The organism is Plesiomonas sp. (assembly GCF_051650925.1).
In the GTDB taxonomy this organism is placed as follows: Bacteria; Pseudomonadota; Gammaproteobacteria; order Enterobacterales; family CAMTGL01; genus Plesiomonas.
Map to the genome: position 1 here is coordinate 1 of NZ_JBOFRH010000247.1, position 1,184 is coordinate 1,184.

A 1,184-nucleotide genomic window follows, 5' to 3' on the forward strand; every position below is an offset into this window, starting at 1 on the left:
TGTGGTTCAGATGCTTTTGACATGAAATCAATCCATTATTTATCAATGGGTTAAAAATAAAAATGAAGAATAAGCCTGACAAAAAAGCACGCTACCGCCCTTGAGTTTCAGCTCCCAAAGCGCTGCGCAGAAACAGGATATCGCCAACTGCGATACAACAAGTGATATCTGGGATTAGAGGACATGATCGAGAACACTCCATGTGAAGAGGCATATACCGCCTCCCACTTCCCTGTTGCAAACCGGCGGATAGCCCGCAGAATTTGGAGTGCAGATTATAAAGCAATGCCTGTGTAAGGCCAAATCCGCCGTCAAAAAGATAACAGTATGTTTGTAAATTCTGTGAGGCTGGGCTGTACAAGCTGTCGCACGCTAGCGGCCTTGAAAAAAGAATCCGGCGCAATTGCTTCAATTTATTTACGATTACCTTATAATCTGGCAACACAACCGAGTGGTCAACATTCAACCGCTGCGGTTCACCGCCCTGCTCAGACCGATTAAGAATGAAAGCAGGATAAAAGGATGCCGCTGGTTATTTAGGGAGAAAATCTGTGAATACTGTCTTTGTGCGTGCCAAGTCTATCTGCGCTAAGCCTCGCCAGGTGGCATTAACTCTGCTGACCTCCCTGCTGCTGGGCGTATCCTGCTGGGTTGCCGCAGCCGATATGTCAGATGATGCGATTAGCGAACGCATCAAACCGGTCGGCGGGGTATATCTGGCTGATGCTGCCGCTACCGCTAAACCTAGCGGGCCGCGTACCGGTGAGCAGGTGTATAACGGCGCCTGTATCGCCTGTCATGGCAGTGGTGCCTTAGGCGCACCAAAATTTCGTGATGCCGCGCAGTGGGCGCCACGTCTGAAGCAAGGTATCGATACCCTGCAAAAACATGCCATTGCCGGTTTAAATCAGATGCCGGCACGCGGAACCTGTACCGATTGTAGTGATGATGAAATCAAAGCTGCGATCGAATACATGACCAGCGGGTTATAAGCTGCACGACGCGGTTTATCAGCAGATAAAGAACAATTCCGCGCAGATAGGGTAAATAGATAAAAGGAGGCCTCGGTGCCTCCTTTATATCTCTATCATGATTGTTTGCACTAAATGACTCTGACTTAGCTGGCTCTAATTGACAATTTACTGGCGGTATTTTACCCGAACGGTACTTTGTGCTGCCCACTC

At 48.6% G+C, this 1,184-nt stretch carries 1 protein-coding gene; it reads left to right on the forward strand.

The genetic code is table 11. The features are described from left to right. Positions 1 to 551 precede the first annotated feature (551 nt). Positions 552 to 992 carry a c-type cytochrome gene (locus ACRC27_RS05985; protein ID WP_225624443.1) on the forward strand — a complete coding sequence of 147 codons (441 nt, stop codon included), beginning with the start codon at positions 552 to 554 and terminating at the stop codon, positions 990 to 992. Positions 993 to 1,184: the final 192 nt, after the last annotated feature.